21 protein-coding genes, 2 tRNA genes and 4 pseudogenes are annotated in these 26,459 nt (G+C 65.7%); 16 read left to right on the forward strand and 11 right to left on the reverse strand.

From position 1 onward, the window contains the following. The first annotated feature begins 40 nt into the window (after positions 1–40). From KZO24_RS04370 to KZO24_RS04400, 7 genes and pseudogenes are all read left to right on the forward strand, one after another. Entirely contained in the window at positions 41–802 is a 762-nt protein-coding gene (locus tag KZO24_RS04370) for a crotonase/enoyl-CoA hydratase family protein (RefSeq protein WP_271181143.1), read from the forward strand. 231 nt (positions 803–1,033) lie between these two features. Next, the gene (locus tag KZO24_RS04375; protein ID WP_271181142.1) at positions 1,034–2,068 is read left to right on the forward strand and encodes a glycosyltransferase 61 family protein; all 1,035 of its coding nucleotides are present in this window, start codon (positions 1,034–1,036) and stop codon (positions 2,066–2,068) included. Between the two features lie 49 nt (positions 2,069–2,117). Further along, the gene (locus KZO24_RS04380; RefSeq protein WP_271181141.1) at positions 2,118–2,615 is read left to right on the forward strand and encodes a serine O-acetyltransferase; all 498 of its coding nucleotides are present in this window, start codon (positions 2,118–2,120) and stop codon (positions 2,613–2,615) included. Positions 2,616–2,623: 8 nt separating this feature from the next. Then, complete coding sequence (locus tag KZO24_RS04385) at positions 2,624–4,189, forward strand: AMP-binding protein (RefSeq protein WP_271181140.1); 1,566 nt, start codon at positions 2,624–2,626, stop codon at positions 4,187–4,189. An 11-nt stretch (positions 4,190–4,200) separates the two neighbouring features. Next, positions 4,201–4,437, forward strand: coding sequence for an acyl carrier protein (locus tag KZO24_RS04390; RefSeq protein ID WP_486486916.1), 237 nt, complete (start codon positions 4,201–4,203; stop codon positions 4,435–4,437). Next, a pseudogene (locus KZO24_RS04395) lies at positions 4,434–4,721 on the forward strand (type III PLP-dependent enzyme); the annotation flags it as partial. The gene KZO24_RS04390 and the pseudogene KZO24_RS04395, both read left to right, overlap by 4 nt. A gap of 64 nt (positions 4,722–4,785) precedes the next feature. Then, positions 4,786–5,730 carry a type III PLP-dependent enzyme domain-containing protein gene (locus KZO24_RS04400; RefSeq protein WP_486486917.1) on the forward strand — a complete coding sequence of 315 codons (945 nt, stop codon included), beginning with the start codon at positions 4,786–4,788 and terminating at the stop codon, positions 5,728–5,730. Between the two features lie 169 nt (positions 5,731–5,899). Here KZO24_RS04400 and KZO24_RS04405 read toward each other — a convergent pair. Both KZO24_RS04405 and cpdR read right to left on the reverse strand, forming a co-directional pair. Next, a tRNA-Val gene (locus tag KZO24_RS04405) sits at positions 5,900–5,974 on the reverse strand. A 132-nt stretch (positions 5,975–6,106) separates the two neighbouring features. Then, complete coding sequence (cpdR, locus tag KZO24_RS04410; RefSeq protein ID WP_008829749.1) at positions 6,107–6,481, reverse strand: cell cycle two-component system response regulator CpdR; 375 nt, start codon at positions 6,479–6,481, stop codon at positions 6,107–6,109. Positions 6,482–6,652: 171 nt separating this feature from the next. Here cpdR and KZO24_RS04415 point away from each other — a divergent pair, with 171 nt between their 5' ends. After that, entirely contained in the window at positions 6,653–7,618 is a 966-nt protein-coding gene (locus KZO24_RS04415) for an N-formylglutamate amidohydrolase (protein WP_430097315.1), read from the forward strand. 362 nt (positions 7,619–7,980) lie between these two features. Here the strand turns inward: KZO24_RS04415 and KZO24_RS04420 are convergent, their stop codons facing one another. Together KZO24_RS04420 and KZO24_RS04425 are read right to left on the reverse strand one after the other, a co-directional pair. Next, positions 7,981–8,793, reverse strand: coding sequence for a SapC family protein (locus tag KZO24_RS04420; protein ID WP_271181137.1), 813 nt, complete (start codon positions 8,791–8,793; stop codon positions 7,981–7,983). 124 nt (positions 8,794–8,917) lie between these two features. Beyond that, positions 8,918–10,359: pseudogene (locus KZO24_RS04425) on the reverse strand (FAD-binding oxidoreductase). A 153-nt stretch (positions 10,360–10,512) separates the two neighbouring features. On the opposite strand from KZO24_RS04425, the gene KZO24_RS04430 reads away from it, so the two are divergent. After that, positions 10,513–11,097 (forward strand): hypothetical protein, encoded by a 585-nt coding sequence (locus tag KZO24_RS04430; RefSeq protein WP_271181135.1) that lies wholly within the window; start codon positions 10,513–10,515, stop codon positions 11,095–11,097. A 176-nt stretch (positions 11,098–11,273) separates the two neighbouring features. Then, positions 11,274–12,658 (forward strand): annotated as a pseudogene (locus KZO24_RS04435) (DEAD/DEAH box helicase). Between the two features lie 213 nt (positions 12,659–12,871). Here KZO24_RS04435 and KZO24_RS04440 read toward each other — a convergent pair. Further along, positions 12,872–13,954, reverse strand: a complete 1,083-nt coding sequence (locus tag KZO24_RS04440; protein ID WP_271181133.1) for a choice-of-anchor A family protein — start codon at positions 13,952–13,954, stop codon at positions 12,872–12,874. A gap of 274 nt (positions 13,955–14,228) precedes the next feature. After that, positions 14,229–14,759, reverse strand: a complete 531-nt coding sequence (gene msrA / locus KZO24_RS04445) for a peptide-methionine (S)-S-oxide reductase MsrA (RefSeq protein ID WP_008829756.1) — start codon at positions 14,757–14,759, stop codon at positions 14,229–14,231. A gap of 121 nt (positions 14,760–14,880) precedes the next feature. On the opposite strand from msrA, the gene KZO24_RS04450 reads away from it, so the two are divergent. The 4 genes from KZO24_RS04450 to KZO24_RS04465 all read left to right on the forward strand — a co-directional run bounded on the left by KZO24_RS04450 (position 14,881) and on the right by KZO24_RS04465 (position 17,306). After that, complete coding sequence (locus KZO24_RS04450) at positions 14,881–15,741, forward strand: class I SAM-dependent methyltransferase (protein WP_271181132.1); 861 nt, start codon at positions 14,881–14,883, stop codon at positions 15,739–15,741. A 48-nt stretch (positions 15,742–15,789) separates the two neighbouring features. Next, positions 15,790–16,671 (forward strand): N-carbamoylputrescine amidase, encoded by an 882-nt coding sequence (gene aguB / locus KZO24_RS04455; protein ID WP_271181131.1) that lies wholly within the window; start codon positions 15,790–15,792, stop codon positions 16,669–16,671. Between the two features lie 32 nt (positions 16,672–16,703). Next, positions 16,704–17,201 (forward strand): 2-amino-4-hydroxy-6-hydroxymethyldihydropteridine diphosphokinase, encoded by a 498-nt coding sequence (gene folK / locus KZO24_RS04460; protein WP_271181130.1) that lies wholly within the window; start codon positions 16,704–16,706, stop codon positions 17,199–17,201. 28 nt (positions 17,202–17,229) lie between these two features. After that, positions 17,230–17,306: transfer RNA gene (locus tag KZO24_RS04465), tRNA-Lys, on the forward strand. Between the two features lie 188 nt (positions 17,307–17,494). Here the strand turns inward: KZO24_RS04465 and KZO24_RS04470 are convergent. The 3 genes and pseudogenes from KZO24_RS04470 to KZO24_RS04480 form a co-directional block, all read right to left on the reverse strand. Then, positions 17,495–18,223 (reverse strand): SRPBCC family protein, encoded by a 729-nt coding sequence (locus KZO24_RS04470; RefSeq protein WP_486486918.1) that lies wholly within the window; start codon positions 18,221–18,223, stop codon positions 17,495–17,497. Then, a pseudogene (locus KZO24_RS04475) lies at positions 18,126–18,797 on the reverse strand (aromatic ring-hydroxylating oxygenase subunit alpha); the annotation flags it as partial. The gene KZO24_RS04470 and the pseudogene KZO24_RS04475, both read right to left, overlap by 98 nt. Positions 18,798–19,205: 408 nt before the next feature. Further along, positions 19,206–21,491, reverse strand: a complete 2,286-nt coding sequence (locus KZO24_RS04480; RefSeq protein WP_271181128.1) for an ATP-dependent helicase — start codon at positions 21,489–21,491, stop codon at positions 19,206–19,208. Positions 21,492–21,608: 117 nt separating this feature from the next. Here KZO24_RS04480 and KZO24_RS04485 point away from each other — a divergent pair, with 117 nt between their 5' ends. After that, positions 21,609–22,247: a hypothetical protein gene (locus KZO24_RS04485; RefSeq protein ID WP_271181127.1), complete on the forward strand. Its 639-nt coding sequence runs from the start codon at positions 21,609–21,611 to the stop codon at positions 22,245–22,247. Positions 22,248–22,975: 728 nt separating this feature from the next. Here KZO24_RS04485 and rsmD read toward each other — a convergent pair. Together rsmD and KZO24_RS04495 are read right to left on the reverse strand one after the other, a co-directional pair. Beyond that, positions 22,976–23,533 carry a 16S rRNA (guanine(966)-N(2))-methyltransferase RsmD gene (gene rsmD, locus KZO24_RS04490; RefSeq protein WP_271181126.1) on the reverse strand — a complete coding sequence of 186 codons (558 nt, stop codon included), beginning with the start codon at positions 23,531–23,533 and terminating at the stop codon, positions 22,976–22,978. Beyond that, entirely contained in the window at positions 23,530–24,273 is a 744-nt protein-coding gene (locus tag KZO24_RS04495) for a pseudouridine synthase (RefSeq protein WP_486486919.1), read from the reverse strand. Before KZO24_RS04495 ends, rsmD begins: the two co-directional genes overlap by 4 nt. An 809-nt stretch (positions 24,274–25,082) precedes the next feature. On the opposite strand from KZO24_RS04495, the gene KZO24_RS04500 reads away from it, so the two are divergent. Beyond that, positions 25,083–26,393, forward strand: coding sequence for an AmpG family muropeptide MFS transporter (locus tag KZO24_RS04500; RefSeq protein WP_486486920.1), 1,311 nt, complete (start codon positions 25,083–25,085; stop codon positions 26,391–26,393). Positions 26,394–26,459 lie beyond the last annotated feature (66 nt).

Raw genomic sequence — 26,459 nt, forward strand, 5'->3', positions numbered from 1 at the left:
GACCCCGTGCCTGTCACTAAGTGCAGGAGAGGAGGGCAGGATGAGCGAGGAAGTGTTGCTGGCCGAACGCGATGGCGTGCTGGAGGTCACCATCAACCGGCCCGAGCAGCGCAATGCGATGACCAAGTTGGCGGCGGCGGGAATCGCGGCGGCGATGGATCGGCTCGAATCGGCGGATCACCTGCGCTGCGCGATCCTGACGGGCGCGGGCGGCAGCTTCTGCGCAGGCATGGACCTCAAGGGTTTCCTGAACGGCGAACTGCCGGTGGACGAGCGCGGCGGCTTCGGCGGCATCTGCACGTGGACGCCAGGCAAGCCGATCATCGCGGCGGTCGATGGGCCGGCGCTGGCTGGCGGCTTCGAACTCGCACTTGCATGCGATCTCATCGTCGCGAACAAAAATGCACGCTTCGGCATTCCTGAGGTCAAGCGCGGGCTGGTCGCGGCGGGAGGCGGCCTGGTGCAACTTCCTCGCCTGTTGCCCCGCGCCCTGGCGATGGAACTGGCGCTGACCGGCGATCCGATCAACGCTGACAGGGCATTGGAACTCGGCCTGATCAATCGCATTATCGATGGCCCTGCAATCGACGCCGCGAGAGAACTGGCTCAGCGGATCGCGGCCAACGGACCCCTGGCAGTGGCGGCATCCAAGGGGATCACGCGCGACTCGTGGCTCTGGCCGATCGACCAGATCAACGAATATCAGAACGCGCACGTGGCGCATGTCTTCACGTCGGAAGACGCGAGAGAAGGCGCCCTGGCCTTTGCCGAGAAGCGCACACCGGTCTGGAAGGGGCGGTAGAAGGCGCATTCGCGTTCCGCAGGTGCGGCTGGTCGAATCCACTTGGGGCTTTGCCTAAGGGATACTCTGTTCCGCCGGGTTCGGATACGCAGCTTGCCGGTGCTGTGGAAGTATTTCTGTGTGAATTTCACAAATACCGCACAGGACTTGCCCGTGATCTGTTTCCCTCGTTTCAATATTGCGAGCCGTGTACTTTGCGCAGGTTCGTGTTGACGGCGGAGGTCGGTCGACATGCGCCCCTCCATCCTTCCAGCCCTTCAGGGGTTGTCGCGCCTTCTGGGGCACAGGCCCGACGACGTCGTGTCGCACGCAAGCGAGCGGTGGCAGATCGCGCCCGGCGGTACGGTACACGTGAGGCCGGCATTGATGCTGGCCAATCAGATCGAGCGCATCCGGGGAGCGGAATTCGCCACCGTGGCCGAAGTGGTGCGCGATTTTCACGGCGGCTTCGATGTTCCGCAGCGGCCGACCATGGGCTATGCCTTTCGAGATGCATCGCTGCTGGACGGCGTGCTCTACGCGGGAACCGCAACGCGGCACTTGCGGCCCCGCGCCGGACGGCGACCCGTGGGCATGGTAGGTCACGCGACCGGGCGCGCGGCTTTCTACGAAAGCTGGACCGGCAATCGCTGGTTTGGCAACTGGCTCAGCGACGATTGCCTGACGTATCGTCTGGCCGAAAGTGCCGGCGTACCGACGACCACCTCGCCAGCAAAAGGACACCAACCCGACTACGAGCGAAGGCTGGGCATGGCGGTCACGCGCGCGCAGGCGACGGTGTTCGACGAACTTATCCTCTTCGACGACCTGCCGAACAACGACAACAAGCGTGAGCGCGCGACCGATCTGCGCCGCCGACTGGTTGGCCCTGAACCCTGCAGCCACCGCGGCGTCTTCCTTCTTCGCGGCATGACCGGTGCGCGGCGCGTGCTCGACAACGAGCGGCAGGTCGCTGAGCATCTGGCGACACGGCACGGCTTCCGTGTGCTCGATCCTTCAGGGGCGAGCCTCGAAGAGATCCTTGACTCATGTGCCGGGGCGGAAGTGGTCGCCGGGGTCGAGGGCAGTCATCTCGTTCATGGTCTGGTGATGATGCCGGCCAAGGCCCGGGTGCTGGTGATTCAGCCTCCGGCGCGAGCGGTGGTGGCGCTCAAGCTGCTCACGGATCGGCAGGGGCAGGACTATTCGATGGTTGTGGCTACGGGAGGCGACGATGTTTTTCACGCGGATATCGACGAAATCGATCGAACACTCGATCTCGTCTGACGCTGCCGGACATGGCCAGCGGGTGCAGCGCCCTTCAGCCTGGCGGACGATGCGCGACGATTATCGGCGGCATGGCAGTTCGGTCACGAACGGGGCGTTCATCTCGCTGTGCGTCTATCGTTTCGGTCGATGGGCTCTGCAGCGGCGCAACAGACTGGCGCGCACGCTGGCCTCGAAGGCCTACGGCTTCGTGAACCTGTTCGTTGCGAACATCACCAAGATCTGGATCCCGCCCCAGGTCACGATCGGCGATGCGTTCCACATCATCAATAACGAAGGTTCGCTCTCGATCCACCCGGATGCCGTGATCGGCGACCGGCTGGGTGTGATGCACAACGTCACCATCGGCACCAACATGAACCGGGGCGTACCGACGATCGGCGACGACGTATTCATCGGCACCAATTCGACGGTCCTGGGCAAGATCCGCATCGGCGACAGGGTCCGCATCGGCGCCAACACCGCCGTGTCGACCGACGTACCTTCCGATTCGGTCTGCGTCGGTTCGCCGGCAAGGATCTACCCGCGCCTGGGGCCACTGCTGTGAGTGCGCCGGTGAGCATTGCGGTTCGCACCGTATCCGACCTGTTCGCGCATAACCTACCCGAGCGTGCCGCGAAACCGTTCCTCGTAGACCCCGGCCGGAGTTGGACTTACGCCGAGGTCGCCGCCGAAGTCGATCGAGTTGCGGCCTTCCTCGCGGCGGATGGCATCGAGCCCGGCGACCGCGTGGTCGTGCAGGTCCGCAAGGGGATGCGCGAAGTGGCGGCGATGCTGGCGGTCAGCCGGATCGGCGGCGTCTTCGTCAACGTCAACACCGTCTGGACCGGCGAACAGCTGCATTACGTCATCGATGACAGCGGCGCCCGCGCGGCGATCCTGGAAGGCGGCGCGGCGGCGGCACTTCCGCAGGGTCATGCGCTGGTCGTGCTTGTCGCGAGCGGGCCGTCCGTCACGGGGCTGCAGAGCTGGGACGGTCTGCCCGAGGTATCCCTCCAGTCGCTGGTGTCGTGCGATGACGGAGACTTGGCGGCGATCATCTACACCTCGGGTTCGACCGGCCGACCAAAGGGCGTGATGCTCACGCACGCGAACATCGTCAGCGGCGCGCGTTCGGTCACAGCCTATCTCGAACTGCGCGGTGACGACAGGCTGCTCAGCGTGCTGCCCTACAGCTTCGACTACGGGTTCAACCAGCTCACCACGATGATGCTCGTCGGCGGCACGGTGGTGCATCAGCCCGTGACGATGGCGACCGAGATCGTCCGGGCCATCCGTGAGCACGCGGTGACCGGCTTCGCGGCGGTGCCGCCGTTGTGGATCCAGTTCATTCGCCTTCTCGACGCCTCGGGCGAAGCGCTGCCCTCGCTGCGGCTGGTCACCAATTCAGGCGGCAAGATCCCGCTCAATATCCTGGAGCGGATGCCCGCCTTGCTCCCGGACACGCGCATCTACCTGATGTACGGGCTGACCGAGGCATTCCGCTCGACCTATCTGCCGCCGGAGAAGTTCTCCGCCAAGATGGGTGCGATCGGCCGCGCGGTGCCGGAAAACGAGGTCTACGTCATCCGCGAAGGCATCGGCATCGCCGGGCCGGGAGAGCAGGGCGAACTCGTCCACCGAGGCGCCTTCGTCAGCCAGGGCTACTGGAACCGCCCGGACGCCACGGCCGAGAAGATCAGGCCCTGTCCCGAACTCGCCGCGCTGATCGGCGAGGAGCCGGTGGTCTACAGCGGCGACATCGTGCGCGTGGACGAGGACGGTGACTTGTGGTTCGTCTCGCGCCGCGATGCCCTGATCAAGAGCAGCGGCTTCCGCATCAGCCCCGACGAGGTCGAGGACATCGTCCACCGCAGCGGCATGGCCGCCGACGTGGTCGTCTTCGGCGTCGCCGACGACCTGCTCGGCCAGAGCGTTCAGGTCGCCGCCACGCTCGCCCCCGGCGCCACGCGCGAGGGGCTGCTGGCCTACTGCCGCAAGGTCATGCCCGCCTACATGGTGCCGCGCGCCATCCATGTCTGGAACGCGCCGATGCCGCGCACGGCCAGCGGCAAGCTCGCCCGGCCCGAAGTGGTCCGCCTGAGCACCCCGACCGCCGACCGACCGCAACTTTCGATCTAGGAGTAATGCACATGGCCCTCACCACCGACAGGATCATCCAGAACCTTCAGGCGATCTCCGGCTACGACGGGGTCGTCGATCCCGACACCTGCCTGTTCTCGTCCGGCATGCTCGATTCGATCGCGATGATCTCCCTCATTGCCTTCGTCGAGCAGGAGGCCGGGATCGAGATCTGCGCCGACGAGGTAACGCTGGAGAACTTCGACACGCCCGCGCGCATCACCCGCTTCGCTGGCGAACGGGTATGAACGCGGCGGATCGCGACACCTGGCTGGCGGCGGCGGCCGAGCAGTTCGGCACTCCATCCTTCGTGTACTTCACCGAGGCCATCGCCGAGAGGATCGCCGCGCTCCGCCATGCCTTCGACGACCAGCTAGCGCTCAGCTTCGCGGTCAAGTGCAACCCCAACCCGGCACTGCTGAAATGGATGGTCGGGCGGGTCGACCTGCTGGATGTCTCGTCCATTGGCGAATTCCGGCTGGCGCTGCAGGCTGGGTGGGCCCCGGCACTCGTGAGCTTCACCGGCCCCGGCAAGCGCGAATTCGAGATTCGCGAGGCGGTCCTCGGCGGGGTCGGCCTGCTGGTGCTCGAGATCCTTGCGCGAAGCTGGAATTGCGGACGAGGTTGCCCGCGCCGCAGGCCGTGTCCAGCCGGTGCTGCTGCGGATCGCGCCCGATTCCGTCCCGCGCGGGTTCGGCGACCAGATGGCCGGGCGCCCGAGCCCGTTCGGCGTGGACTTGCCCGACGCGCGCGATGCGCTGGAGCAGATCGTCGCGATGCCGGGCCTGCGCCTTGCCGGGCTGCACATCTATTCGGGCACCCAGTGCCTGAAGCCTGACGCGATCGTCGAGAATTATCGCGGCTTCCTCTCGATCTTCACGGATTTGTGCGAAGCCGTGGACCTGACGCCGGAGAGCCTCGTGCTCGGCTCGGGGCTCGGCGTTCCATATCACGACGGCGACACGCCGCTCCCGCTCGACGCCGTGGCTTCGGCGATCCTGCCCGACATCGCCCGTTTCCGAGAAGACCCACGCTTCGCCGGGGCCAGGTTGAAGCTGGAACTTGGCCGCTACCTCGTGGCCGAGGCAGGCTATTTCCTTGTGCGCGTCATCTCGCTGAAGCAGTCGCGCGGCGTGTCGATCGCGATCTGCGACGGTGGCATGAACAATCACCTGCCCGCATCGGGGCACTTCGGCATGGTGATCCGCCGCAACTACAAGATGCACCGCGTTGGCGGCCAGAGCGCTATCGACAGCGATACCGGCATTTATGACGTGACCGGCCCGCTGTGCACCTCGATCGACCGGCTGGGCGGTGGCGTCACGCTGGCGAGCTTGAGCGAAGGCGACGTGATCGCCATCCACAACAGCGGCGCCTACGGCCTGACGGCGAGCCCCATCCACTTCATCGGCCATGCGCCGCCCGCCGAACTGATGGTGATCGACGGCGCGCTGCATGACGTGTCGCGCTTCTTCGAGGCGACGACGGCCTGGCCAGGCGAACCGTCTCCCGAGGGGCAGGGCGCTCTCGCCACGGCCTGAGCGACAACCCAGTCGTCATTGCGAGCGCAGCGAAGCAATCCAGAGTCGCATAAGCCGCCCTGGATTGCTTCGCTGCGCTCGCAATGACGACGGGTGGGGAGAAATGTCTTTCAAAAGACCCGGAAAAGAAAAACCCCGCCTGGTCGCAAGACCGGCGGGGTTTCTGGAATGGTGGGCGTAGCAAGGATTGAACTTGCGACCCCTACGATGTCAACATAGTGCTCTACCACTGAGCTATACGCCCATTCCATTCATGGTTTCCTGCGGCGAACCGTAAGTCTCCATTCGAGCGCTCCGGTGAGTGTCCCCGCCGGAGGACTGGCCCTCTAGCTGCGCTTCTTTTGGCTGGCAAGGGCCTTGTGAGAAAAAATTTCGCTCAGAGCGTGGCGTGCTCGGCAAGGCCGAAGACGCGCTGCACTTCCATCACGATATCGCGCAAGTGGAAGGGCTTCGAGAGCACCTTGGCCTGGGGCGCCTCGCGGCTGGCACGCAGGGTCACGGCGGCGAATCCGGTGATGAACATCACCTTGGTCGAGGGCGAAATCTCGGCGCACCTTTGCGCAAGCTCGATCCCGTCCATTTCGGGCATGACGATATCCGACAGCAGCAGGTCGAAATCGTCGTTCTTCAGATGGGGGATCGCCTCGGTCCCGCGATCGACCGCGACGACGCTGTAACCAGCGTTCTGCAGCGCGCGGGCCAGGTAGGTGCGCATTGCGTCGTCGTCTTCGGCGAGGAGGATGCGGATCATCGCAGGTGTCCAGTCTTGTGCGTTGTGTTCTGGCGTCGGCTTCGCCGTGCGTCTCTCCGTAGGCATACAGGGTAAGCGTTTATATTTCTTGTCCCTATTCGGAGGTGACCGGTATCGGGACGCTTTGACAGGACGGTGTGAAGCGCACAGTTTGAAGGGATGAGCGGGGCATTGGGTGAGAACGATTCGCAAGCCGGGTGGCAAGGTGTAGGCCAGGGTACGGGCGGCGGCCGAATTCCCGGCGCTCCCGGTGTTCCGGCGTTCTTTCTCGCCGAGGTCAACCCTTCCGCGATCCCGGTCCTGATCGCGGCGCCGCATGGCGGGCGTCATTATCCCCGGGCACTTCTCGCCGATTTTCGCCATGGTCCGACGGCGGCGCTCAAGCTCGAGGACCGTTATGTCGACCTCATGGCGCGCGGCATTGCCGAGGCCACGGGCGCGAGCTTGATCGTGGCCAACGCACCGCGCGCGATGATCGACCTCAACCGTGCGCCGGACGACATCGACTGGGAGATGTTTCAGCGCGAGGCTCGGCCATCGGAAGGCGTTCCCACGGCAAGTCGGCGTGTTCGGGGTGGGCTGGGCCTCATTCCCCGGCGCCTCCCCGTGCAGGGCGATCTGTGGCGGCGGCGGCTGGGAGGGGCCGATCTTGCCGAGCGGCTCGCCGGAGTGCACGAACCCTACCACGCAGCGATCGCCAAGGCGCTGTCGACGCTGCGCGAGCGGTGGGGTGCGGCCTTGCTGATCGATCTGCACTCGATGCCGCCGCTGCCGTCGCGGCCCGGCGTCGCCAGCGCGCAAGTCGTGATCGGCGACCGCTTCGGGGCGAGCAGCCATGGCAGCGTCGTCGCTTCCGCCTTCGCCCATTTTGCCCAGGTCGGGCGCGAGGCGGCGCACAATCGTCCTTACGCCGGTGGTTATGTGCTGGAACGGCATGGCGATCCGCGCGGAGGCATTCACGCGCTGCAGATCGAGGTGGATCGCAGCCGCTATCTCGATTCGGCGCTGGTGGAACCGTCCGAGCAGATGACGGGGATGATCGAGGATCTGGCGGGGCTGGTGCGCCGTCTGGGCAGCGTCGTTGCGGAACTCGGGCGTGACGCGGGCGCGCAGGACTGGTCGCTGGCGGCGGAGTAGAGCGTGGTCGCGTCTGACTGAAACACCCTTGGTCATCGCCACCTTCGCGGGAATGACGATGATACCGCTGAAGTCGATCACGCTTTAGTCAGCGAGTAATTCCCTGAGGGCATTAAAAAACCACCTCGTGCGATGCACGAGGTGGCCAAGGTTCAGGGAGGAGGTGCACAATGTGCACCAACCCGAACGGGCCATGAGGGTAGCGCCGGCCGGGCAAGACTTACATAGGCCGACCCGATCCGACATTCAAGCGATTCGTGAAGCAGGACGCATAAGAAATGTCCAGCGAACTATCCGTAACGCTAATCGAATGGAGCGGGACTGTGACAAAAGTGTCATAACGCCCGCTCCACGAAGGTGAATCAGGCGTTCACGTCATCCGCGACGCCGTTCGCGACCGGTGCGGCCGGCGGCGTGAAGTTCGGCACCTTGCCCTGCGATGCCTGGCGGCCGAAGATGTCGCGGACGAGTTCAAGCGAGAACAGGTGTGCGTAGATCAGGCCGAGCAGGCCGTTCTGATTCCACTGGCGCAGGACGTCGCCGCGCACTTCGCGCAGCTTATTCTCGTCGACCATCTGGAAGCCGCGGTAGTTGAAGGGCTGGGCCGCGCCGACGTCGATGTTCAGTTCGCCGTCCATGAGCAGCTTGTGCTTCTCGAGTTCGGCCATGAACTGCGCGGTCTTGTTGCCCGCGATCTCGAAGTTCTCGCAGAACTTGAGCATGTTGGTGGTGGTGTCGGTCGGCTGGCCTTCGTCGTCGAACAGGCGCTCGCCTTCCTCGATCTCGCCGACGAGGTCGCTCGACGGGTCGACGCAGAGCGAAAGCTCGTCCGAATCCGGGCGCAGCTTGGCCAGCATGAAGGGATAGCGGCGCACGTAGGCCGGGATGTAGACGGGGGTGTTCACCGTGCCGTCTTCATCGACGAACACGTTGGTGCCTTCGTTCATGCCCATCAGCACCAGCGGAATCGGGTTCTCGCCTGCGGTGAAGATGATCGGGAAGTTGCGCTGGGCCTGCGGGAATTCCTCGACCGTCAGCGGCACCGAGTTGATGCCGGCCAGCCAGGTGGCCTTGTCGGTCGAACGAGTCTTCCAGTTGGCGTGCTGCTGCGAGTTGAGCGGGATCAGGTCCTTGTAGAACAAGGGCAGTGCAGGATTCTGAGGCACGCTGGCCATGGGTACTCTCCGCGAGGGGTGGTCAGTCTTTGGAAGGGCGTGGCTTTAGAGGCTGCGGGGCGGCCGCGCAAGCGCGAGACCTCCCCATATCCGGCGATTCGGTGCAGGATGTTTCGTTGCCGCGTCAGACGAGCTTGCCGGGGTTGAGCAGCCCCCGGGGTCGAGCGCCTGCTTGACCGCGCGCAGCATCGACAGCGCCACCGGATCGCCCAGCCGGGCCAGTTCGTCGCGCTTGAGCTGGCCGATCCCGTGCTCGGCCGAGATCGAGCCGCCCCATTGCGTCACGAGATCGTGGACCCTGCGGCTGATCGCCTTGCCCTCGGTCGCATTCCAGGCGCGGGCGTCGGCGGCTCCCGGGGCGATGACGTGGTAGTGCACGTTGCCGTCGCCGAGGTGGCCGAAGGCGATCGCCTCGGTGCCGGGGAACTCGGCTTCCAGCATCGGCGCGGTCGTCTCCACGAAGGCGGGCATCGCCTCCACCGGCACCGAGATGTCGTGCTGGACCGCCGGACCGCGTGCGCGCTCGGCGGGGGACGGTCTCGCGGATGAGCCAGAAAGCCTCGGCCTGCGATTCGCTGGTGGATAGGGCGGCGTCTTCGACAAGATCCTTCTCGAAGGCTTCGGCCATCATCGCCTCGCAGCGGTCGCGCAGGGTGTCGGCCTGCGCCCGGTCGGCGACGATTTCGATCAGCACGTGCCACGCATGGCGCCCCTCCAGCGGGGGCGGGCGGTGGGGAGGTGTTCGACGACGGCGTCGATGCTGGCCTGCGGCATGACCTCGAAGCCTTCGAGCGCCTCGCCCTCCATCGCGTCGCAGTGAAGCAGCAGCATGCGGGCGGCGGGCAGGGAGGGCACGCCCGCCCAGATCACCACCCGCTCGGCAACGGCGGGCAGCAGGCGCAGGGTCGCGGCGGTGACGATGCCGAGCGTGCCTTCCGATCCGATCAGCAACTGCTTGAGGTCGAAGCCCCGGTTGTCTTTCTTGAGCGGGGTGAGCTGGGAGAAGACCTGTCCGTCGGCGAGCACCGCCTCCAGCCCCAGCACCAGGGCGCGCATCGATCCGTGGCGCAGGACCTGCGAGCCGCCCGCGTTGGTGGAGATCAGCCCGCCCACCGTCGCCGAGCCCTTGCCGCCCAGCGTTAGCGGAAAGCGCAGATCCTGCGCCTCGGCGCTTTCGTGGAGCGTCTGGAGAATCACGCCCGCCTCGCATGTCGCGCGGCCCGATTCGGTGTCGATCTCGCGAATCGCGTTCATGCGGCGCAGCGAGAGCAGCAGTGCGGTCCCACTCTCGTCGGGCGTGGCACCGCCGGACATGCCCGAGTTGCCGCCCTGGGGCACGATCGGCACGCCATGCTCGGCGCAGAGGCGTACCAGAGCGGACACTTCCTCCACATTGGCGGGAGAGGCGAGGGCGCAGGCCCGGCCGGTAAAGCGTCCGCGCCAGTCGGTAAGCCAGGGCGCCACGAGTTCAGGATCGGTCGTCAGGCCGCGCGGGCCGAGCAGGGCGGCGGCTTCCTTCAGAAAGCCGGCGGGTGCGGTGTCGTTCATCCTGGCGATATGGCACATGCTGCATGGGGTTTCATCACCGACGCGCGATAATTGCGAAGGCGGTTCGGGCGCTCGGTGGCGGACAAGTTAAGCGTCGGTTCAAGCTCTTGCCGTAAGGCGGACATGTCGGCATCGCTATGCGGCGTCGATTCCGGGGATACGAAAGACGACATGAGTTTTGCCTCCGCACTGCTGTATCCGTTCCTCCTGCTGCTCCCGGCGGCAGGGGGCGGCGACGGCGTGCCGCGCGCGGAGGATGCGGGCGTGGAGCCTGCCGAGGTGTCGCTCTGGCCCCCGATAGAAGTCGGCGTGCTGGCCGCCGATGCGCCGTTCGCGATCAGCCTGCTGCCCGAGGTCGCCCCGCAGGATGCCTGGCAGGTCCGCATCGAGCAGCGCATGACGATCCGAATCTCGCCGCCGCGCGCGTCGGTGCCGATGCCAGACATGTTCTTCGGCATGCCGACCGATGGCGGGGTGGAGTTCGCCGAGCGCAAGATGGGCAATTGCCTGCCCGCTTCCGGCATCGTCAGCGTGCGCCCCGATCGCGGCAACCGGCTGCTGCTGTTCATGCGCGACCGCCGGGTGGTCAGCGCCGAACTCGCCCGGTCCTGCCGTGCGCGCGATTTCTACTCCGGCTTCCTGATCGAGCGTAACGAGGATGGGCGGGTCTGCGTGGATCGCGACACGCTGCTGTCGCGCAGCGGAATGAGCTGCACCTTGACCCGCATAAGGCAGTTGGTGGAGCAGGATCGCTAACGGGCATTCGGTCCGTATCGGAAGAACTGGCGCTCCCTAGCGGATTTCCTTGACTTTCCCGCCTTTTTCCGCAAATGGCCCGCTGTCGCGCGGCATGTGTCGCGGGCGGCGCATTGGCCCGCCCCGGCTTCGTTCCGCAGCTTTACTTGAAATTTTTCCGGAAAAACCAAACGCCTATGAGCTTTGCCGATCTCGGCCTGTCTGACGAATTGCTGCAAGCGGTGGAGGCTGCGGGCTATACCGAGCCGACTCCGATCCAGGCACAGACGATCCCCCGGTCCTGATGATGAAGGATCTGATCGGCATCGCCCAGACCGGCACCGGCAAGACCGCTGCCTTCGTGCTGCCGATGATCGACATTCTCGGTCATGGTCGCCGCCGCGCGCTGATGCCGCGCTCGCTGATCCTCGAACCCACGCGCGAACTCGCCGCGCAGGTGGCAGAGAACTTCGAGAAGTACGGCAAGAACCACGACCTGAAGATGGCGCTGCTGATCGGCGGCGTGCAGATGGGCGACCAGCTCAAGGCGCTGTCCGCCGGTGTCGATGTGCTCATCGCCACGCCGGGCCGCCTGATGGACTTGTTCGAGCGTGGCAAGATCATGCTCACCGGCTGCGAACTGCTCGTCATCGACGAAGCCGACCGCATGCTCGACATGGGCTTCATCCCGGACATCGAGACCATCTGTTCGAAGCTGCCGGCCAACCGCCAGACGCTGCTGTTCTCGGCGACGATGCCGCCGGTCATCAAGAAGCTGGCCGACCGCTTCCTGACGAACCCCAAGTACGTCGAAGTGGCACGTCCGGCCTCGACCAACCTCAACATCGTCCAGCACAAGGTCATGGTGCCCGCGCGCAAGAAGCGCGAGGCCCTGCGCCAGATCCTGCGGTCGGACAACGTCACGTCCGCGATCGTCTTCGCCAACCGCAAGACCACCGTGCGCGAACTGGCCAAGAGCCTGAAGCAGCACGGCTTCTCCGCCGGCGAGATTCACGGCGATATGGACCAGCCCGCGCGCAACGCGGAGCTGGAGCGTTTCAAGGCGGGTGAGGTCAGCATCCTGTGCGCGTCAGACGTCGCCGCGCGCGGTCTCGACGTGAAGGGCGTGAGCCACGTCTTCAACTTCGACACGCCCTGGCACCCTGACGACTATGTCCACCGCATCGGCCGCACCGGCCGTGGCGGTGCAACAGGCCGGGCCTTCACCTTCGTCGCGCCCGAGGATGCCGAGGCGATCGGCAATGTCGAGAAGCTGACGGGCGGTCCGATCCCGCTCTTCCAGCTGGACGGTGAAGTCGAGAGCGAGGCCGTCGAGGCGAAGCCCGCCCGCGCCGCAAGGCCCGCCCGCGAGGCGAAGCCTGCGCGCGAAGCCAAGCCCGTGCGCGAGGAGAAGCCGAAGCGGGAAGCTCGCCCGGAGCCCCGTGCCGAGCGCGCTCCGCGCCGCGAGGCGAAGGCGGAAGAACCGCGCCGCAGCCGTCGCCGCGACCCCGTCGAGACGCACGACGACGGCAGCTGGAACGGTCCGGTGCCGAACTTCCTGGGTGTTTCCGCGCTGCACTGAGGCGCGGCTTTCGGGCAAAGAAAAAGGCAGGGAAACCCTGCCTTTTTCTTTGGATTTTGATCCTGCTTGTTTGATCGCCGTCATTCCCGCGAAGGCGGGAACCCATCTCCTGACGGTGCCTGTTAATTCGGCATCAGATGGGGCCCCGCCTTCGCGGGGATGACGACCATTGTTTGATCCAGACGAGATCAAATGTAGCGCCCCGTCGTGGCCTCAGGCGGCGCTGGCGCGGCGGCGGCGCCAGTACATGAGTCCGCCCACCGCTGCGGCGAGCATGCCCAGCATGCCCGGCTCGGGCACTTCGGTGCCGCCCGAGGACGAGGAAGACGACGATCCCTCGGTCGGCGTGCCGGGGTCGGTCGGGGTCGGCGTGTAGTTGCCGGTGTAAGTGCCCACGTGCATCTCGCCGTTCTGGACGAGGCTGCCGAACACAGCTGAGCCCTGGATGTAGTTTCCGGTCGTCGCGGCCGCCCCGGGTGCCAGCACCGAGCCGCCCCATGCCGTGGTCAGCGACAGGTCCTTGGCTTCGTAGAAGTTCCAGACCACGTGTTCGCCGAGGTTCTGGGTGCCGCCCAGGAAGTTGTCGTTGAGCGTGATCGACCCGCCCGAGACGTTGACGATGGCGGTGTCCGCGCCGTTGAGGTTGAACTGGATCTCGCCGATCTTGTCGAGGTCGGCGGCCGAGATGTTGAACACCGCGACGCCGTTCGCACCGGGCTGCGCATCGAAAGTCCCGCGATTGCCGCTGGTCGACAGCTGGCTGTTCGCCGTTTGCGTGCTCATGTCGTGGCTGAGGCCGGTCATCGAGGTCTCGATGAGGCTCGCCTGCTGCGTCAGGTTCTGGCTGAACGACGGATCACCCGAGGCGAGGCCCGAAGTCACGGTGTTGTTGTTGACGTTGGTGTTGCTGATCGAACCGCCCACCAGCACCGTCTGCGCCGCGCCGTTGAGGTTGAGGCCGCTGTTGACGTTGCCGCCGACGACCGCGCCCGAACCGTTGTTGAGGTTCTTCGCGCCGCCGTTGACGTCGCCCACGACCGTGAGGCCCGGAGTGCCTGTGCTCGACGCCGGAATGGCCTGGATCTGGTAGTTCGACGAATTGCCGTTGAGGTCGCCGCCGACGAACGTGCGCCCCTCGACTTCCGAGGACGAGGTGAGATCGCCCAGCACCACGAGGTTCCAGGTCTTCAGGACGTCTATCCCTGCGATCATGCCGGAATCGGCGAGGAGCGGGGTGGCTGAAAGGGCGGCAGCCATGGCGGCCAGCGAAAGCGAAACGGTACGGATGGAAGCCACGGCGTGTGTCCCGAAATGGCGTGAGTGACGACCGGGACCAGTATATTTACTTGGGGTTTTGGAAAGCGCGGGTTTTGCACTGTCCCTCGGTGGAACAGGGGAGGGCGATTACTCGCGAATTTACCAAATTTGAAGAATTGGCGTCTGGTTGTTTATTTGTGAGGTCCACCCCTAGCCAGAGGCCCACCCCCAACCCCTCCCGTAAGCGGGAGGGGAGCAGGCCGGCGCTTCATTCTCCCTCCCGCTCGCGGGAAGGGCCGGGGTGGGCCTGCCGTCAAGCCTTCACCTTGTTCTGGAAGCTCTTGCGCAGCTTCATCAGTTTGGGCGGGATCACTGCGAGGCAGTACGGATTGCGCTGGCCTTCGCCGTCCCAGTACTCCTGGTGGTAATCCTCGGCCGGATACCAGGGGGCAGGGCCTTCGATCGTGGTGACCGCCTTCTCGCCCGAATGCTCCGCGTCCCAGCGGGCGATCGCGGCAGGAGCCTCTGCGGCCTGCGCATCGTCCAGCGGAAAGATCGCCGAGCGGTACTGCGTGCCGATGTCGTTGCCCTGGCGGTTCAGCTGCGTCGGATCGTGCGTGCCGAGGAACACGTCGAGCATTTCGGCATAGGAGATCACCGCAGGATCGTACGTGACCCTGATCGCCTCCGCATGCCCGGTCGTGCCCGAGCAGACCGCCTTGTAGGTGGGGTTCTCAACCTCACCGCCGATATAGCCGCTTTCCACGGTGCTTACGCCCACAACGTCGCGGAATACCGCTTCGGTGCACCAGAAGCACCCGCCAGCTACGATTGCCGTTTCCATCTTCGTCACATGTCCTCAAGTCGAAAGGATTGGCAGGTAGATAGGTATGCGGTGTCCGCTTGTCATTGGCCTGTTGTCGGCTAGTCTCGGCGCCGCTTCAAATCCACGTGGAGAGAACCCGATGCGCCGCGCCCTGCTGACCCTGTCCTCGCTTCTCGGCCTCGTCGCCGCTCCGCTCTCCGTCCAGGCTGCCGAGAAGAAAGCCCCGGTCGAAGCCTGCAAGGGCTGCGAAGCGTTGCTCGAACTCGCCGCTGCCAGCCCGCTGCGCAAGGACGACCGCGCCCGCGACGCCGCGCGCCATCCGGTCGAGACGCTGTCGTTCTTCCGCGTCGGCCCGCAGATGAAGGTCGGCGAATATGCGCCGGGCGGCGAGTGGTACTCGCGCTTCCTCGGCCTTTACCTCGGCCAGCAGGGGCATCTGGTGGGGCTCTATTTCGATCCGACCAGCGGCGCGTTCAAGGCGGACCGGCAGGACGGCATCCGCAAGGCCGCCGCCCAGTATCCTGCCGACGTCGCGAAGTTCACCGGCATGTCGGCGGACAAGTTCGCTGCCTATACTCTCGACGCGGTGCCGGAAGCAGAGAAGGGCACCTTCGACGTCATCGTCATCCCGCGCATGATGCACAACCTGTTCAACTGGAACATCGCCGACAGCGAGATCAAGGCGATGCGCGGGTTGCTCAAGCCCGGCGGTCTCGTCGGCATCGAGCAGCACCGCGCCAAGGCCGACGCGCCTTATTCCTACACGGACGGTTCGAAGGGCTACCTGCGCGAGGCGGACGTGATCCGCTTCATGGAAGTGAATGGCTTCGACCTCGTCGGCAAGTCGGAGATCAGCGCCAACCCCAAGGACACCGCGAACTGGCCCGACGGCGTCTGGACGCTGCCGCCGACTTACGCGCTCAAGGAGCAGGACAAGGCGAAGTACCAGGCCATCGGCGAGAGCGACCGCATGACCCTGCTGTTTCGCAAGCGTGACTGATACGGCCAACTCTGGACTTCATGCGGCCCAGTCCATAACTGGGGCCGCATGACCCGCCAGATCCCCTCCCGTCAGCTGACTGTCGCCGCCCTGCAACTCGCCCTCGGTTCCGCCGACGAGGCCGAGAACATCGCCGCCGTCTCCGCATTGGTGGAGGAAGCGGCCGGGAAGGGCGCGCAGGTCGTGCTGCCGCCTGAACTGTTCTCCGGCCCCTATTTCTGCAAGACCGAGGACGAGGCGCTGTTCGCGCTTGCCCACCCGACGCTGGAGCATCCCTCGGTCATCGCCATGAAGGCGCTGGCGGCGAAGCTGAAGGTCGCGATCCCGACCAGCTTCTTCGAGCGTGACGGGCATCACTATTACAACACCCTCGCCATGATCGACGCCGATGGCGAGATCATGGGCACGTACCGCAAGAGCCACATTCCCGACGGTCCGGGCTACGAGGAAAAGTACTACTTCCGCCCTGGCAACGACGGTTTCAAGGTCTGGGACGTGTTCGGAACCCGCATCGGCGTGGGCGTGTGCTGGGACCAGTGGTATCCCGAATGCGCGCGCGTCATGGCGCTGATGGGGGCGGAACTGCTGTTCTATCCCACCGCGATCGGTTCGGAGCCCTACGACGCCACGCTCGACACCAGCCGCATGTGGCGTCGGGCGATGGTGGGGCATGCGGTCTCCAACTGCATGCCGGTGATCGCCGCCAACCGCATCGGCGCCGAAACCGAGTGCGGCAGCGCGCAGACGTTCTACGGCCATTCGTTCATCACCGACGAATGGGGCGACTTCATCGCCGAATTCGGGCGCGAGGAAACCGGCGTCCTCGTTTCAACGCTGGACCTCGACCGCGCGGCGACGCATCGTGCGGGGATGGGCTTCTTCCGCGATCGGCGGCCGCAGCTTTATACGCGCGTTGCCCAGGATATCTGAGCGCCGCACATCTGATCGAAGAGGGGGCGTCAATGGGCAAGCATCGCTATCTTGTGGCGCTGGGGTCCAACATGCGCCACCACCGCCACGGGTGCCCGCGCAAGGTGCTGGGCGCCGCGCTGAAGGCGCTCGACCACGGCAAGCTGGAACTGCTCGCGGCCTCTCCGGTGATCGAGAGTGCGCCGCTCGGCCCCTCGCGCCGCCGCTATGCCAATGCCGTGGCGCTGGTGCGCTCTAAGCGCGAGCCGGACGAACTTCTCCACAAGCTGCAGAAGATCGAGCACAAGTTCGGCCGCCGCCGCATGGGCAAGCCCTGGAGCGCGCGGGTGCTCGACCTCGACATCGTGCTGTGGAACGGCGGTGCGTACGGCGCCGACGACCTCGTGATTCCCCATCCGGCCTTTCGCGAGCGGCGCTTCGTGCTCGACCCGGCGGCGAAGATCGCAGGCCGCTGGCGCGATCCCTTGACAGGCTTAAGCATCGGACAGTTGCGTGCCCGCTTGACCAAGCCGCGCATGGCCCCTAGGTGACCCCGACCGTCACGGTACGCTTCAGTGGGGGCCCGTAGCTCAGTAGGTAGAGCAGCTGACTTTTAATCAGCGGGTCACAGGTTCAGAATCCTGTCGGGCTCACCATCTTTCGCGCATCGTGACATGAAAAAGGCCCCGCAGGTTCCGCCTGCGGGGCCTTTTTGTGTTCCCACCATTTCGTCATTGCGAGCGCAGCGAAGCAATCCAGGACAGTTTGACACCGCTCTGGATTGCTTCGCTGCGCTCGCAATGACGAGGAGAAGGGGCTGATCGCTTACTTTTCAGCTCTGGTATCAGAACCCCAGGTCCTCGATCTTCCCGTCGAAGTTGCCGCCCAGCTTGTTGTTCGCCGCCGCCAGCTTCTCGCCCGGCACGCCCGCGAGGTAGCCGTCGATGATGCGCTGGTAGTTGCTGATCAGCCCCTCGACTTTGCTGGAAAGGCGCATGAACTCGAAGCCGGAAGCGTGCAGGCCCTTCTGCTGGAGCGGGATGTTGGAGTAGTCCTGCCGGGGGATCGGCGGGAAGTCCTGGCTGTCGAATGGAAGCACGATGGGTTCCATGACCGGCTCGGGCTCCTGTCCTTCGGGGAAGAAGGTCAGCGACCACAGTTCGAAGAAACAGCTTTCCGGCCCCAGCGGACGAATGCGGTAGGCCGACATCGAACTGAAGTAAGGCAGCAGGAAATAGTTCGGGAACAGGAACTCGACGGCGTTGATCGGGTCCGACTGCGACACCGCGATGAGGTCGGGAATCGGTTCGCCGCGTTCCTTCAACTGGGCCGAGACCTGGTGCATGACCATGCCCAGCCACATCATCATGGCCTGGCTCTTGTCCTCGGGCAGCCCCTGCGTCGCGTGCTGGAGCGATCTGGCGATCTCCACTTCCTTCTCGTGGAGCATGCCGGCCATCCCTTCGCTGAGCAGTTCCATGTTCTTGATCTGCGCGGCGATGTTCTCTTCGATGGTCAGCGCGGGGTCGGCCAGCATCGGCGCGCGGCTGGGATTGTCGGCCATCGCGTACATCGAGATCGTACATGGTCGGCACCGCGTGTTGCAACTGCGGGTGCGTCTGCATGACGTGGTAGCCTTCCATGAAGGCCTCCATCGCGATCTTCCAGTTCGCCGGGAGCACGGTGCCGTAGCACCACTCCGCGCGCAGCTTGTGGAGGTTGTGCGCCTCCAGCCGCTCCGCCACCGGGCCGAGGCTCTCGCGCACGGAGGGCGCGTCGTCATCGTGGTTGATCCATACGCAGCCGCCGAAGACTTCGGCGCGGCAGGGGATGAGGTTGATGTCGTCCTCGTTCAGCTGGCGCTCGGAGAACAGGTGCTTGCCGTAGACCATGGTGTTCTCGCCATCCATGTTCCAGCGCCAGCCGTGGAAGGGACAGACGAAGCCCGATTTCGCGCAGTTGCCATGCGCCGTCGCGTGCGAGGAGCCCAGTGGTGATCCGCCCGCGAAGGGTACGCCGCGGTGGCGGCAGGCGTTGTTGAAGGCCTTCACGCCGCCGGCCGTACGCACGACGATGACCGATCTGCCGACGTTCTCGTACTCGATCCAGTCGCCGACCTCGGGGATCTGCTCCTCGCGGCAGGCCATCTGCCAGACGTTGGGCCACAGATGGTCCAGCTCGGCCTGGTAGAATTCGGGGTCGTAGTAGCGCTTGACCGGGATGCGTTCGGGATCGTCGATCGGGAACGGCACCGGCCGCAGGCCGCCGTCTGCTGATTTGAGCACTTCCCAATACCTCTCGCTGTTACTCTCGTTCGTATTGAACCAGTGTATAGCGTGAGGAGCGGGAGGCAATCACCACCCGCGCGACGGTAATCGCGGGCGCGGTAATTGGAGGCGATCGAGAGGGCGAGGGGGCTTCGACAAGCCCAGCCTGAGCGGTATCGAGATCAGGTCTTTAAATTCCGCTCAGGCTGAGCTTGTCGAAGCCCCCTCCGATAGCTCGCACCTAAAGACAGCCAGCGGTCCCGGATCAAGTCCGGGACGACAGATCCGTCACGCCGGCTTCACGAAGCTGTCGAGCACGCGCTTGTTGCCCGCCTGCTCGAACTCGATCTCCAGCTTGTTGCCTTCCTGCGCAACCACTGCGCCATAGCCGAACTTCTCGTGGAAGACGCGCGCGCCCACGGCGATGTCGGAGCGCGGCTTGGCGGCGAAGCTGGCGGCGGAGCGGGTGCTTTCGACCACGCGCTTGGGGCTGGCGTCGTACTCCTTCGCCGCTGCCCGCTGCCAGCCGGGGCCGCGCGTGACGATCCGCGAGGGTTGCATCCGCGCCACGTCGGCGAAGGGATCGGCGTGCTCCGACCACTGCGCCCGCCACAGCGAGGCACCGCCCGAAAGCGTCGTTTCGGAGTCGACATGCTCCTCGGGCAGTTCGGCGATGAAGCGCGAGGGGATCGAGCTGGTCCACTGGCCATAGATGCGCCGGTTGGCCGCATGCAGGATCGTGCACTTCTTCTTCGCCCGCGTGATCGCGACGTAGGCGAGGCGGCGCTCCTCCTCCAGACTGGCGAGGCCGCCTTCGTCGAGCGAGCGCTGCGAGGGGAACACGCCTTCCTCCCAGCCGGGCAGGAACACGTTGTCGAATTCCAGCCCCTTGGCGCCGTGCATGGTCATGATCGTGACCTTCTCTTCCTCGGCCGCGTTCTCGTTGTCCATGACGAGGCTGACGTGTTCGAGGAAGTCGCCGAGGCTGTCGTATTCCTCCATGGCGCGCGCGAGTTCGACGAGGTTTTCCAGCCGCCCGTTGGCCTCGGCGGTCTTCTCCGCCTGCAGCGCATCGGTGTAGCCGCATTCGTCGAGCACGGTGCGCAGCAGGTCGGCGGGGCCTTCGGTGGCTGAGAGATCGCGCCAGCGCGCGAAGTCGCGCATCAGCGCGAGGAAGGTGTTGCGCGCGCGCGCGGGCAGCTCGTCGGTGTCGGCGATCTCGATCGCGGCGTTCGACAGCGGAATGCCGCGATTTCGTGCCAGCCGGTGCAGCGCCTCCAGCGCCTTGGCGCCGAGGCCGCGCTTGGGGGCGTTGTAGATGCGCTCGAACGCGAGGTCGTCGGCGGGCTGCGCGATGACGCGCAAGTATGCCAGCGCATCGCGGATCTCGGCGCGTTCGTAGAAGCGGAAGCCGCCGACGATGCGATACTTCATGCCGATGGAGATGAAGCGGTCCTCGAATTCGCGCGTCTGGTACTGCGCGCGCACGAGGATGGCGATCTGGTCGAGCGGGGCGCCCTGACGCTCCAGCCGCTCGATCTCGTCACCGACGCGGCGGGCTTCCTCCGGCCCGTCCCAGACGCCGACGACCTGCACCTTGTCGCCCGCGTGGCGCTCGGTCCACAGGGTCTTGCCGAGGCGCTGGGTGTTCTCGTCGATCAGGCCGGAGGCGGCGGCAAGGATCTGCGGCGTGGAGCGGTAGTTCTGCTCCAGCTTGATGACCTTGGCGCCGGGGAAGTCCTTCTCGAAGCGCAGGATGTTGGCCACTTCGGCGCCGCGCCAGGAGTAGATCGACTGGTCGTCGTCGCCCACCACGCAGATGTTCTGGCGGCCCTGCGCGATCAGGCGCAGCCACAAGTACTGGACCTGGTTGGTGTCCTGATATTCGTCCACCATGACGTACTTGAAGCGGTTCTGGTACTGCTCCAGCACGTCGCGGTGGGTGCGCAGGATGTTGAGCATGTGCAGAAGCAGGTCGCCGAAATCGCAGGCGTTCACTGCCTTCAGCCGATCCTGATAGAGCTTGTAGAACTTCTGGCCCTTGCCGTTGGCGTAGCTTTCGTTCTCTCCGGCGTCGAGGTCCTGCGGGTTCAGGCCGCGGTTCTTCCAGCGATCGATGCAGCCCGCCAGCTGGCGCGCGGGCCAGCGCTTTTCGTCCAGCCCTTCGGCTTGGATCAGCTGCTTGAGCAGGCGCAGCTGGTCGTCGGTGTCGATGATCGTGAAGTTGCTCTGCAGGCCCACCAGCTCGGCGTGGCGGCGCAGCATCTTGGCGGCGACGGCGTGGAAGGTGCCGAGCCAGGGCATGCCCTCCACCGCCGGGCCGATCAGGTGGCCGACCCGCTCGCGCATCTCCCGCGCCGCCTTATTGGTGAAGGTGACGCACAGGATCTCGCTCGGCCATGCAAGGCGGCTGTGTACGAGATGGGCGAGGCGGCGGGTGAGCGCCGCCGTCTTGCCGGTGCCCGCGCCCGCGAGCATCAGCACGGGGCCTTCGGTGGTCAGCACGGCCTCGCGCTGGGGATCGTTGAGGCCGTCGATCAGCGGATCAGAGGAGGGAGCTTGCAGGTTGTTCACCGTGAACAACTAGGGAACGGCATGGCCCGGTGCAAGCCCGGTTCGTCGCAGCGGAGGAACAATTGCCGGTGCGCTTCGTCGTTCGATCACAACGAAGACATAAACGGAGAGTGAGAAATGCGTAAAGTTCTGCTCGCCGGCTCTGCTGCCCTCAGCCTGTTGGTGGTCCCCGCCGCCATCCATGCCCAGAGCGACCCTGCCGCCCCCGCCACTTCCGAAATGCCCGCCGCGCCGCCATCTGCTCCGGCTCCGGCCATGCAGCCTCCGGCCGCCTCCAGCGCCGCGCCGACGCTCACGCCCGAGCAGCAGGCCACGTACGACAGCTGGAACCCGGCGCAGAAGTCCGACTACGAAAGCTGGCCGAACGACTACAAGGTCTATTACTGGACGCTGAGCATGGATCAGCAGAAGGGCTATTGGGCGCTGACGGCCGACCAGCGCGGCCAGATCTACAAGATGACACCCGAACAGCGGCAGATGGCCTGGAATTCGGTGCTGCAGCAGCTCAAGGGCGAGACGCCTGCGACGCCTCCGGGGCAGGCCAACCCTCCGGGACCGGGCGTGCCGACCGAAGGCGTCCCCGATCCTCAAGCCGCGAACCAGGCCGCGCGCCCGGCGATGCCTGCGGATGAGACCTATCAGGGCGGCCCGTACAAGGGCGCACTGACCCCGCCGCCTGCGACCGCGATGGACAAGGACTATCCGGTCTGCAGCAAGACGGTGACCGATGCCTGCCGCAATCGCGGCGGGAAGTAGGACGTGTAAATTCCTTCCTGGGACAAGCTCGGGGAGGGACACACTCACATCTCGTCATTGCTTCGCTGCGCTCGCAATGACGAGATGTGAGGATAGTATCTTTACCACTACCTTTGCTTTGCCATCCCTCATGTCGTCATCCCCGCGAAGGCGGGGACCCAGCTGATGCCGGTGCAACACGAGCCGTTAGGAGATGGGTTCCCGCCTTCGCGGGAATGACGGGTTTTGCATGCACATACCAGGGTTGTGCTTTGATCTAACGGAGTATGCTGCGGACACGCGGAAACGCCCGCTGGCGAGTGCAGGCCATTACGCCGGGGAAATCAACGCGAAGACCGGTAACATCGGGTCGGCGTCGGGAGCGTCCTCACCGGGACGCGGGGTTTTGTTTTCCGTGAAGCTCTGGCGAGCGGCCGGGTAACTCACGGTGCAGCCCGGCTCGACCTGTATTCCATCGGAAAGTCCCATGTGGCCGTCGTTAGGGTTCGCATCGTTATCGGCCGAAGGCTATCCGGGATGGCCGTCCCATGTCCTGCCGTGTGTCGCAGGAACGTATGGACGGCGTTTCCGGTAGCGCAGAGACAGTCCGGGTCTTCGAACGGACTCGTGGTTTGCGTAGCTACGGCTGAAACCGCATCCCGGCCCACGACGCCGACCCGATACACCGAAAGTGGCTTGTACATCACCGCTGCGGATGCTGGGACATATAGCCTATTTGGTTATAAATGTCAAGATGTACGGCGCAGGAGGTGCAGCCTGGCCTTGCCGACATCACGCGTGACGTCGGCTTCGAAGCCCTTGATGGCCACGCTTTCACCCTTGCCGGTTTCGAGGCTCACCCAGGTGCCTTCGCCGATCCAGCCGAGGCGAGCCAGCTTGTCCACCGCCACCTGACCCGCGCCGGTATCGTAAGGCGGGTCGAGCAGCACGAGGTCGAGCGGCTCCTTTGCGGTCCCCAGCGACATCACCGAGGAGGCGCGCACGTCGCTGCGCGGCTGCGCCTGCAGGTTGGCGATGTTCTTGCGAATCGCCCGGATCGCGCCTGCATCCTGATCGACGAACAGGCAGTGCGCCGCCCCGCGCGACAGGGCTTCCAGCCCCAGCGCGCCCGAGCCCGCGAACAGGTCCGCCACCTTCAGCCCCTCGAAATCGCCGAGGCGGCTGACCAGCATCGAGAACAGCGTCTCGCGCGTGCGGTCGGCGGTGGGGCGGGTAGTGTCACCCTCGGGCGCAGCCAGCTTGCGGCCGCGCCATTCGCCCGCGATAATCCGCAGGTTTCCGCTCATGCCTGCGTTCTCGTGGGATTCTGGCTCGGCAGGCTCTTGCGGAAGTTCTCGAGGTCGCGCTGCGAGACTTCACCGGCCATGCCCTTGGGCATGTCGCCGAGGCGGAACGGGCCGTAGGCGGTGCGCAGCAGGCGGCTGACCTGCAGGCCGAGCGCTTCGAGCACGCGGCGCACTTCGCGGTTCTTGCCTTCGGTCAGGGTCATCTCGATCCACTGGTTGCGCCCGGTGCGGCGCTCCATGTTGGCGTCGATCTTGCCGTAGATCACGCCATCGACCTCGATGCCTTCCATCAGCTGTTCGAGCTGTTCCTGCGTGATGTCACCAAAAGTACGCGCGCGGTAGGTGCGCGGCACGCCGGTGGCGGGCAGTTCGAGCTGGCGCTTGAACTCGCCGTCGTTGGTCAGCAGCAGCAGGCCCTCGGTGTTGAGATCGAGGCGGCCGATCGGCATCACGCGGCCGGTGCCTTCGGGCAGGGCGTTGCGCAGCGCGGTGTAGATCGTCGGGCGGCCCGCCGGATCGCGCTCGGCGGTGATGAGGCCCGAGGGCTTGTGGAACAGGAACAGGCGGGTGCCTTCGGCTTCCGCGATCGGATTGCCGTCCACCGCGACGCCGCGCAGGGAGGTGAGCACCGTAGAGGGCGTCTCGATCACTACGTCGTCCAGCGTGACGCGGCCTTCGATGATCAGGCGCTCGACCTCGCGGCGGCTGGCGACGCCGGCGCGGGCGAGCAGTTTGGCCACGCGCTCGCCTTCGCGGGCGGGCAGCGAGGGGTCCTTGGGCGTCGGCGCGGCAGCGCGCGGGCGGCGCCGGGCTTGAGGTTGGGGCGGGGGCCGGTCGGGCGGGCAGGGCGTGGGCCGCGATCCGAGCCGAATGCGCGATCGTCGCGGCGCGGACGATAGCCGCGTTCGCCGTCGCGGGAATCGGAGCGGGCGCCATCACGTGCAGGTCCGCTGCGATAGGTCGCATCGCGCGATCCGCCGCCTTGCGCACGCTCTGAACGCGGCGCGCCGTCGCGCCCCGGACCACTGCGGTAGGAACCGCCACGCGGGGTATCCTCACGCGGACGATCGCTACGCGGGGCGCCGGTACGGGCGCCATCGCGGGCAGCGGCATCGCGCGGACCAGCATCGCGGGAGGCGCCGTCACGCCCACCGTCTCTGGAGCCACGGCGCGGGAATTCATTGCGGAAGTCCTCGCGGCTGCCGATACGGGGGCTTCGCGGCGTCCGCGTCCGCCGCGCGGAGCATCGCCACGGGGCGCGTCAGGACCGTCATCGCGGCCGGTGCGGCCACGTGCACTGCCACTTCCGGCGTTGTAGCGGGGGCCGCCATCACGCGATGCACCGCCCCGCGAAGAGCCGCCACGCGGAGCTCCACCGAACGAGGAACCGGAATCGCGACCACGGCCGGAGCCGCCTGATCTGCCGCCTGAAGACTTGCTGGGAGGTTTGGACATTCGTGGCCCATACCTGTTGATCGCCGCTTCATCCAGCCTTCCCTTACGGATCGCCGCCGCTAAGTTGGCGGCAACCGCAAATGAGGAGACCGGCGTGGACGCCGATACCATCGCAGAGCGTCGCAGCGTCGGGGATCTGATCAAGCCCTATTTCGAGCGGGAGTCGCTCGCCTCGTTCATGCTCGGCCTGTCCTCGGGCTTTCCTTATGCGATGATCGGCGCGACGCTGACCACGCGTCTGGCGCAGGACGGGATCGACAAGAAGACCGTCACCGCCTTCACGCTGGCGTTCCTGGTCTACAATCTCAAGGTGTTCTGGGCCTGGATCGTCGACGGCGTGCACCTGCCGGTGCTGCACCGCATGGGGCAGCGCGTATCGTGGATGCTGGTCTGCGGGCTTGCCGTGATTGCGGCGGTTCTGAATCTCGCGCTGGTCGATCCGGCGGCGGACATCGGCGCGACCGTGCTCGCCGCCGTGCTGGTGGGCGTGGCGGGCGCCAGCTTCGACATCGTCATCGACGCCTACCGCATCGAGACGCTCAAGCCCTACCAGCTCGGCACCGGGTCGGGCATGAGCCAGTACGGCTGGCGCATCGGCTCGGCGGGGGCGGGCGCGCTCGCGCTGGTGCTTTCGGCGCGCTACGGCTGGGGCGTGGGCTATGCGGCATGCGCCGTCTTCGCGCTGCCCGCGATGCTCACCGCGCTGGTGCTGGGCGAGCCGGAGCGCCGCAAGGTGGTGGTCGAGAAGAAGGGGCTGGCCGAAGTCTGGTCCTCCATCGCCGGGCCGTTCGGGGAGTTCTTCCGCCGCAACGGCGCGTTCCTAGTGCTGCTGTTCATCCTCGTCCACAAGATCGGCGACACGCTAGCGAACCTGACCTTCCGCCTGCTGTTCGACGACCTCGGCTTCAGCAACGACGAGATCGCGATCTACGACATCGGCCTGGGCTTCTGGGCCTACATGATCGGCGTGTTCATCGGCGGCGTCGCTTATGCGCGCATGGGCCTCAAGCGCTCGGTGATGCTCTCGCTGGTGCTGATGGGTGTGTCGAACCTCAGCTTCGCGGCGCTGGCTGCGGCCGGGCACAGCAACTGGGGCATGGCTGGCGCCATCGGCTTCGAGAACATCGCGTCGGGCTACGGCGGCGTGGTGGTGATCGCCTATTTCTCGGCGCTGTGCGACTTGCGCTACACGGCGGCGCAGTATGCGCTGATCTCGGCCGGAGCGAGCGTCGTCGGGCGGCTCGCCACCGGCACGACGGCGGGCGCGCTGATCGAGGCCATGGGCTACGTGAACTTCTACTTGCTCACCACGGTGGCGTCGCTGCCCGGCATCGCGCTGTTTTGGTGGCTGAGCCGGACAGGGCTCGTCGATCAGGCGCTGGGGTCTGCGGGTGAGGTGGAGTAGAGGGAAAGCAGCATAACGTCGTCCCGGACTTGATCCGGGACCGCTGGCCGTGAACGACCCACCTCG

It is taken from the genome of Novosphingobium sp. NFX11 (assembly GCF_057376415.1).

What these genes read in the sequence shown, in the direction of transcription:
- msrA (WP_008829756.1), bottom strand. Translation starts at nt 14,759, where the DNA reads ATGGAAACGGCAATCGTAGCTGGCGGGTGCTTCTGGTGCACCGAAGCG.
- KZO24_RS04420 (WP_271181137.1), bottom strand. Translation starts at nt 8,793, where the DNA reads ATGGCCAGCGTGCCTCAGAATCCTGCACTGCCCTTGTTCTACAAGGAC.
- KZO24_RS04450 (WP_271181132.1), top strand. Translation starts at nt 14,881, where the DNA reads ATGCGCCGCGCCCTGCTGACCCTGTCCTCGCTTCTCGGCCTCGTCGCC.
- KZO24_RS04390 (WP_486486916.1), top strand. Translation starts at nt 4,201, where the DNA reads ATGGCCCTCACCACCGACAGGATCATCCAGAACCTTCAGGCGATCTCC.
- KZO24_RS04380 (WP_271181141.1), top strand. Translation starts at nt 2,118, where the DNA reads ATGCGCGACGATTATCGGCGGCATGGCAGTTCGGTCACGAACGGGGCG.
- aguB (WP_271181131.1), top strand. Translation starts at nt 15,790, where the DNA reads ATGACCCGCCAGATCCCCTCCCGTCAGCTGACTGTCGCCGCCCTGCAA.
- KZO24_RS04485 (WP_271181127.1), top strand. Translation starts at nt 21,609, where the DNA reads ATGCGTAAAGTTCTGCTCGCCGGCTCTGCTGCCCTCAGCCTGTTGGTG.
- KZO24_RS04430 (WP_271181135.1), top strand. Translation starts at nt 10,513, where the DNA reads ATGAGTTTTGCCTCCGCACTGCTGTATCCGTTCCTCCTGCTGCTCCCG.
- rsmD (WP_271181126.1), bottom strand. Translation starts at nt 23,533, where the DNA reads ATGAGCGGAAACCTGCGGATTATCGCGGGCGAATGGCGCGGCCGCAAG.
- KZO24_RS04470 (WP_486486918.1), bottom strand. Translation starts at nt 18,223, where the DNA reads ATGTACGCGATGGCCGACAATCCCAGCCGCGCGCCGATGCTGGCCGAC.
- KZO24_RS04375 (WP_271181142.1), top strand. Translation starts at nt 1,034, where the DNA reads ATGCGCCCCTCCATCCTTCCAGCCCTTCAGGGGTTGTCGCGCCTTCTG.
- cpdR (WP_008829749.1), bottom strand. Translation starts at nt 6,481, where the DNA reads ATGATCCGCATCCTCCTCGCCGAAGACGACGACGCAATGCGCACCTAC.
- folK (WP_271181130.1), top strand. Translation starts at nt 16,704, where the DNA reads ATGGGCAAGCATCGCTATCTTGTGGCGCTGGGGTCCAACATGCGCCAC.
- KZO24_RS04370 (WP_271181143.1), top strand. Translation starts at nt 41, where the DNA reads ATGAGCGAGGAAGTGTTGCTGGCCGAACGCGATGGCGTGCTGGAGGTC.